Source organism: uncultured Boseongicola sp., assembly GCF_937988555.1.
Classification (GTDB): Bacteria; Pseudomonadota; Alphaproteobacteria; order Rhodobacterales; family Rhodobacteraceae; genus Boseongicola.
This window is the reverse complement of record NZ_CALJXO010000261.1, coordinates 1-5,871: the sequence shown is the minus strand read 5'-3', so window position 1 is coordinate 5,871 and position 5,871 is coordinate 1. Positions and strand designations below refer to the sequence as shown.

Here is a 5,871-nt window from a genome sequence, read left to right as displayed (position 1 = left end):
GGTCTGCCGAATCCGCGCCGCAGACAATTGATCAAACCTCCCAATAGGAGGGTGATCTGTATCAGAACGACCGACGCCTCAGGCGTTGCACCAACAAATTCAGTGTTGATAAAGTGACTGCGGAAGGTGTGCAGCACATTATTCATCGTAAATGTAACTATTTCCAAAATAATCGTGGGCGGTTCATCGTCGTGTCAAACCACGGCTCGACAGAGCCGGCCGAGGGAACGCCGGCCCATCCATCTCACGCTAAAACGACACCAAGTCTGAATCACATATTTCGCCTCAACCAAAAAATGCGCAAGCGATACCACGGTGAGGGTTAAAAATGCGTTACGGTGCGTCGCGAAAATCTTCCAAAGCTACTTTTAAGTCGCCGTAGCCGGTAAAGCGGTATTCAAACTCAAGTCCAAGTCGCGCAGCGGCCTCAATGGCCAGTGCGGTCAAGGCAGGGTCGTCGGTCTGGGCCTGATAGACCAACTTTTCATAATGTCCAAAATATGTGTCCCGTAATTCTGGGTGCCGATCCAGACCTAGCGGCTGCCAGACAAACGCGTCAAACTGGCGCACGAGAAAGTCCGTTAGATAAAAGGCCGTGAATTCGTCCGCCGCGCGTTCAACGAACCCGTCGGTTCCCTCAAAGAATGCATAGCAATGAGGTCCAAGCAACATCGTCACGCCAAGATCCCGCGCCGCTTTTTGCAATTGCCCGCCGGTACCGCAATCGGCATAAGCCAGAAAAATCGTCTCATAACTTTCTCGATATGCCGCAACCGCTTCGGTGACGGCAGGAACGATGCGTTCGGGATGGTTGTGCAAAATTGCCGGCAGGCAGTGCAGGTCGATATGTTGAAATCCGTTGCCTTTCGTGACCGCAAGAATTTCACGGGCCAAGGCACCACATGCCAAAACCAACACACGCCCGACGCGCGAAGCGTCCAAGCCGTTATGTGTCAGTGTATCGTCATCTGGAAGGCTCGGGCGCGTCATGCCTGAAGCCTATTGATTTGCGGCAACTCTGGCCAGCACCTCATCAAATAGCACCCTAGTTGGCGGCCATCTGATTATGCTTTCGCTGCATAAACGATTTTGCGGTTTCCACGGCAACCGCCGCATCCCGGCAATAGGCGTCTGCGCCAATGGCTTTGCCAAACTCTTCGTTCAGCGGAGCGCCACCTACCAGAACAACGTAATCGTCCCGGATGCCTTGCGCGACCATCGTGTCGATCACGACCTTCATGTAAGGCATAGTGGTGGTCAGAAGCGCGGACATCCCAAGGATATCAGGCTCTTCGGTTTCCATCGCCTCAAGGTAGGCTTCAACCGCGTTGTTAATGCCAAGATCCACAACCTCGAAACCGGCGCCTTCCATCATCATCGATACCAAATTCTTGCCGATGTCATGAATGTCGCCTTTCACCGTGCCGATCACCATTTTGCCCATGCGCGGCGCGCCGGTTTCGGCCAGAAGCGGCTTCAGGATGAACATGCCACCCTTCATCGCGTTTGCGGCCAAAAGCACTTCTGGAACGAACAGAATGCCGTCGCGGAAGTCATTCCCGACGATCGTCATGCCACCAACCAATGCTTCGGTCAGAACTCTGTAAGGGATCCAGCCCCGCCCAAGAAGGATATTTACAGCCTCTTCGATCTCTTCTTTCAGACCGTCATAGAGGTCGTCGTGCATTTGCAGCACTAACTCGCCGTCATCAAGTTCATCCAGTACGATATCGTCGTCTGCTTCATCCGACATGCACGTGTCTCCTCGCCCGCGTTACGCCAGAGTTAAGCTAATACCAACAAACAATAAACGCCGGATTACGACGAAAACTTATGCGGTCGCGACTTTGCGTCGTTTAGCGAGCCCTCTGAGCAACATTAAACCGCCCAATGCACGCGACAGGCCGCCCGGAAGGGGGCAGGTGTCACGGCTTCAAGAATGGCACGGGCCAGCTCGCTGTGAACTTTTTGGGTCGGGTGCAGGCCGTCAAAGAGCAAATTGCTGTTTACGTCATCGCCACAGAAAAACGTCTCGGTCAGGCAAGCTTGCGTTATGCTGGTTAACCCAAGCGCATTGCTTTTGGCAAGGATGCGGTCCTGAAGCGCGGTTGCGTCGAAAAAGGTCACGTCGGCTGTCGATTCAGGCGCGTCAAATACCGCAATTACGCCTTTAGGCGTTTCTTTGAACGCATCCACAATACCCTCAACAGTGAAAATTAGCGCGGCATCGTTCGCCACACCGGGGATAACCTTGAGGTCTGGCGGGCCGAACACGACGATATCGTTCAGGCCTGTTTGAATAGGGTCTTTGACCCCAAGAACGATCGTGGTGTCCACGCTTTGTATGAGAGAACCAACAAATATCTGAAACGCGTCTTGTTCTTCTAAAGTCGTCGGTAAAGGCTGCTCTAACACGACGCGCAAGTCATTGCCGTCGAAGGCCGCGACGGCCAAGGGGTGTCCCCAAGACCCAGGTTTGCGGCCTGATCAAGCGCGCGTTGGACGTCAAAATCAGGAACCCTGTCGCCGTTTTCCACGGCTGTCGCGTCACCGGAGGCAAAGGTTGTTCCGAAGGCGAGGGCCACGCCCAACTGAGTGGCCCATGTGTCACCGTCGGTGAACTGGCCGTCCGGGTAAAAAGCCTCGGTCGGCTGCGCGCCGCCTGTTGCCATAAAGATGTTTCCCGGATCGCTAGGGCTGTCGCTAAAAAACCGCAAGGTCGGTAAAGGGTCCAACGGTGTCAGCAGATGTAGGCAGCGCCAAGGTGACGGCAACCGCCGCAAGTATGTTTGTCATCGTCAGTTCCCCCCGGAATTTATATCCGGAAGACCTGACTAGCGGTTATGTTAGGCGAGGAAAGCATACTCCAACATCACATTTTTCGATTGATGTTGTTCATGCTTTGTTCTAGTGGCGTGGTAATGCCTCAAAACACGCATACCGCTGACCCAAATGCCCGTGGCCGCGCCGCCCAGTCTAACCGCCCGGGACGGTTCGAACGGTTTGACCGAGACCGTGTTGATGATGGCTGGGAGATCGCAGAAGACTTGCCAAGCGTTCGCACCGAGGTAAGCCTTGAGACGCCTTGCAAGATCATCACGCGCAATACATCGCCGGATATCTCCTTTGATCGCTCGATTAATCCCTACCGGGGTTGCGAGCATGGCTGCATCTACTGTTTTGCGCGCCCAACGCATGCATATCTGGGGATGTCGCCGGGTCTTGATTTCGAGACACAACTGATTGCACGCCCCAATGCGCCGGACCTTCTTGCCAAAGAACTTCGCGCGAAATCTTACGTTCCCAAAGTAATAGCAATCGGCACCAACACGGATCCGTATCAACCGATTGAGAAGGAACATCGGATTATGAGGCGCTGTCTTGAGGTGTTACGGGACTTCAATCATCCGGTCGGGATCGTCACGAAGGGCACGTTGATCGAACGCGACATCGACATTTTGGGCGGTATGGGCCAGCGCGGATTAGTCCGTGTCGGGATCAGCGTGACGACGCTCGATCCAAAAATTTCGCGCGCGATGGAACCGCGCGTGCCACATCCAAAACGCCGCCTGAAAACTATTCAGCGCCTAACTGACGCAGGCTGCCCGGTTCGCATCATGACATCCCCTGTTGTTCCGGGTCTGACGGATCACGAAATCGAAGCCATCCTGCAGGCGGGTGCGGATGCAGGGGCGATTGCTGCAAGCTGGATCATGTTGCGGCTGCCGCGCGAAGTCGCACCGTTATTCATCGAATGGCTGGCGGCAGCATTTCCAGATCGCGCGGCTCGTGTCATGGCACGGGTGCGCGAAACCCACGGTGGGCAGAACTATGATCCAAACTGGGGCCAGCGCATGACCGGGCAGGGAAAATATGCGCAACTGATTGCTCACAGATTTGCGCTGCAGTGCAAGCGATTGGGGCTTGCTTCCAAGCTTCCCGATTTGCGCTGCGACCTGTTCGCGCCGCCCCCTCGCAGAGGCGACCAGCTTTCGCTTTTTTGAGGCTTTCGTCACAGGCTTGCCGTATTTCCCCCTTAACCCTCCTGCAAAGGAGACGCGGAATGAGCTTTTCGCTGATTTTCGGATGTATCTGGGTGTTCGTTGCAACGGTTGTTGCGACGCTGCCTATGCGCCTTCAGTTCCCCCCGGGAATCCTTTTGCTTATCGCAGCACCCCTTTTGATCGGCTGGATCGGATGGGAGCATGGTATCTTGCCAAGCCTGATCGGCCTTTTCGCATTCATCTCAATGTTCCGTCGGCCCCTTTGGCACATCTGGAATAAAGCCCGATCGTCAAAGGAGGTCGCCCCATGACGCTTTCGCTTTCGCTCGCTTGCCTTTGGTGCATTCTCGCCAATGTCATCGCGATGTTCCCTTCGAAAAAAAAGCATTGGCCTGCGGCCTATGTGCTGATGGCCTTTGGCGTCCCGCTTCTTGGGCTCGTGGTTTGGGAAAATGGCATCTGGATCGGACTACTTGTGCTGGCTGCTGCTGTGTCGATCCTGCGCTGGCCGGTACTCCATCTCTGGCGGTGGATGCGATCCGTGACGGGCGCACCAATCGCGCGATAATGCTGACGGCAACGCCTTCAGGCGCGCGTTTGAACCCTCTGGTTTCGCGCGCCGCAGGATGGTAGCTCCGGACCAATGCATAAGATCGACGATATTCCCGTAAACGGACGGCTGACGGCAGGCTATGACCTGTCCTCTTTGACGTGGTTACGCGTCGGGGGGGCTGCGGACTGGTTGTTTCTTCCGTCCGATGCTGACGACCTTGCGACCTTCCTGAAAATGCTGCCCCAGGACGTTCCTATCTTCGCGATAGGGGTCGGCTCGAACCTGATCGTGCGCGATGGTGGACTAGGGGGCGTGGTCATCCGCCTTGGGCGGGCCTTTGCCGGCACTGAGATAGACGGAACACAAGTGACCGCAGGCGCCGGGGCATTGGACGCGCATGTCGCACGAAAAGCCGCCGCCGCGGGGCTAGACTTGACGTTTCTGCGGACTATCCCCGGCGCAATCGGCGGCGCTGTGCGGATGAACGCGGGATGTTATGGCAGCTATGTCGCCGACCATTTTGTTTCCGCAGACGTAATGCTTCGGTCAGGAGAGCATGTAACGCTTGGCCCTCATGAGCTGAATTTCCGCTACCGTCAGTCCGACTTGCCCGATGAGGCCATCATTCTTTCGGCAACCTTCGAGGCAAATCGCGGTGAGCCGCAGGCGCTTGCCGCGCGCATGGAAGACCAACTTGCAAAGCGAGACGCGACTCAGCCGACAAAAGACCGCACTGCGGGCTCGACGTTCCGAAATCCGGCTGGGTTCAGCTCGACCGGGCAGGCCGATGACAGCCACGCGATGAAAGCATGGAAGGTCATTGATGACGCCGGATTGCGCGGAGCGACGAAGGGTGGGGCGCAAATGTCGCCCAAACACCCGAACTTTCTGGTCAATACCGGCACGGCGACGGCCGCTGATCTTGAGGGCCTTGGCGAAGAGGTCAGACAAAGGGTGTTCGAGCACGCGGGAATCAGATTAGAATGGGAAATCATGAGGGTCGGAAAACCGGTTCCTGAGGCAGACGACTAGTCCAACTTTGGACTGAATAGGCAAACGAGACCGAAAACGGTCCGAAAATAAGTGAGTTTCGGGAATGTCGAGCAGGACATCCCGCAAAGTTGTGGTTCTACTGGGCGGACACTCGGCCGAGCGCGAGGTGTCTTTATCGTCTGGTAAGGAATGTGCGGCCGCACTGCGGGTGAAAGACTATGATGTGGTTGAGCTGGACGCGGGGCCTGATGTGGCAGCGCGTTTGGCTGAAATTGCGCCCGACGTCGTCTTCAATGCGCTGCATGGACGTTGGGGTGAGGA

General features: G+C 56.0%; 8 protein-coding genes and 1 pseudogene. 5 read left to right on the top strand and 4 right to left on the bottom strand.

The genetic code is table 11. From position 1 onward, the window contains the following. Positions 1–333: 333 nt before the first annotated feature. The 4 genes from Q1B15_RS15765 to Q1B15_RS15750 form a co-directional block, all read right to left on the bottom strand. The gene (locus Q1B15_RS15765; protein WP_299755337.1) at positions 334–990 is read right to left on the bottom strand and encodes a DUF1638 domain-containing protein; all 657 of its coding nucleotides are present in this window, start codon (positions 988–990) and stop codon (positions 334–336) included. A gap of 55 nt (positions 991–1,045) precedes the next feature. After that, positions 1,046–1,753 carry a B12-binding domain-containing protein gene (locus tag Q1B15_RS15760; protein ID WP_299755334.1) on the bottom strand — a complete coding sequence of 236 codons (708 nt, stop codon included), beginning with the start codon at positions 1,751–1,753 and terminating at the stop codon, positions 1,046–1,048. A gap of 125 nt (positions 1,754–1,878) precedes the next feature. Beyond that, a complete protein-coding gene (locus Q1B15_RS15755; RefSeq protein ID WP_299755332.1) occupies positions 1,879–2,454 on the bottom strand; it encodes a hypothetical protein in 576 nt (191 codons plus the stop codon). Continuing rightward, positions 2,409–2,672 (bottom strand): hypothetical protein, encoded by a 264-nt coding sequence (locus Q1B15_RS15750; protein WP_299755330.1) that lies wholly within the window; start codon positions 2,670–2,672, stop codon positions 2,409–2,411. The genes Q1B15_RS15755 and Q1B15_RS15750 overlap by 46 nt, the downstream gene beginning before the upstream one ends. 249 nt (positions 2,673–2,921) lie before the next feature. Between Q1B15_RS15750 and Q1B15_RS15745 the strand changes: the two genes are divergently transcribed. From Q1B15_RS15745 to Q1B15_RS15725, 5 genes and pseudogenes are all read left to right on the top strand, one after another. After that, complete coding sequence (locus Q1B15_RS15745; RefSeq protein ID WP_299755328.1) at positions 2,922–4,004, top strand: PA0069 family radical SAM protein; 1,083 nt, start codon at positions 2,922–2,924, stop codon at positions 4,002–4,004. Between the two features lie 59 nt (positions 4,005–4,063). Further along, positions 4,064–4,315 carry a DUF2484 family protein gene (locus Q1B15_RS15740; protein ID WP_299755326.1) on the top strand — a complete coding sequence of 84 codons (252 nt, stop codon included), beginning with the start codon at positions 4,064–4,066 and terminating at the stop codon, positions 4,313–4,315. After that, positions 4,312–4,572, top strand: coding sequence for a DUF2484 family protein (locus Q1B15_RS15735; RefSeq protein WP_299755324.1), 261 nt, complete (start codon positions 4,312–4,314; stop codon positions 4,570–4,572). Before Q1B15_RS15740 ends, Q1B15_RS15735 begins: the two co-directional genes overlap by 4 nt. A 75-nt stretch (positions 4,573–4,647) precedes the next feature. Continuing rightward, on the top strand, positions 4,648–5,589 hold the full coding sequence (murB, locus tag Q1B15_RS15730; protein ID WP_299755322.1) for a UDP-N-acetylmuramate dehydrogenase: 942 nt from the start codon (positions 4,648–4,650) through the stop codon (positions 5,587–5,589). Positions 5,590–5,653: 64 nt separating this feature from the next. Next, positions 5,654–5,871, top strand: a pseudogene (locus Q1B15_RS15725) (D-alanine--D-alanine ligase); the annotation flags it as partial.

Coding starts and splice junctions, on each gene's coding strand:
- Q1B15_RS15765 (WP_299755337.1), bottom strand. CDS start 990: ATGACGCGCCCGAGCCTTCCAGATGACGATACACTGACACATAACGGC.
- Q1B15_RS15760 (WP_299755334.1), bottom strand. CDS start 1,753: ATGTCGGATGAAGCAGACGACGATATCGTACTGGATGAACTTGATGAC.
- Q1B15_RS15750 (WP_299755330.1), bottom strand. CDS start 2,672: ATGGCAACAGGCGGCGCGCAGCCGACCGAGGCTTTTTACCCGGACGGC.
- Q1B15_RS15745 (WP_299755328.1), top strand. CDS start 2,922: ATGCCTCAAAACACGCATACCGCTGACCCAAATGCCCGTGGCCGCGCC.
- Q1B15_RS15740 (WP_299755326.1), top strand. CDS start 4,064: ATGAGCTTTTCGCTGATTTTCGGATGTATCTGGGTGTTCGTTGCAACG.
- Q1B15_RS15735 (WP_299755324.1), top strand. CDS start 4,312: ATGACGCTTTCGCTTTCGCTCGCTTGCCTTTGGTGCATTCTCGCCAAT.
- murB (WP_299755322.1), top strand. CDS start 4,648: ATGCATAAGATCGACGATATTCCCGTAAACGGACGGCTGACGGCAGGC.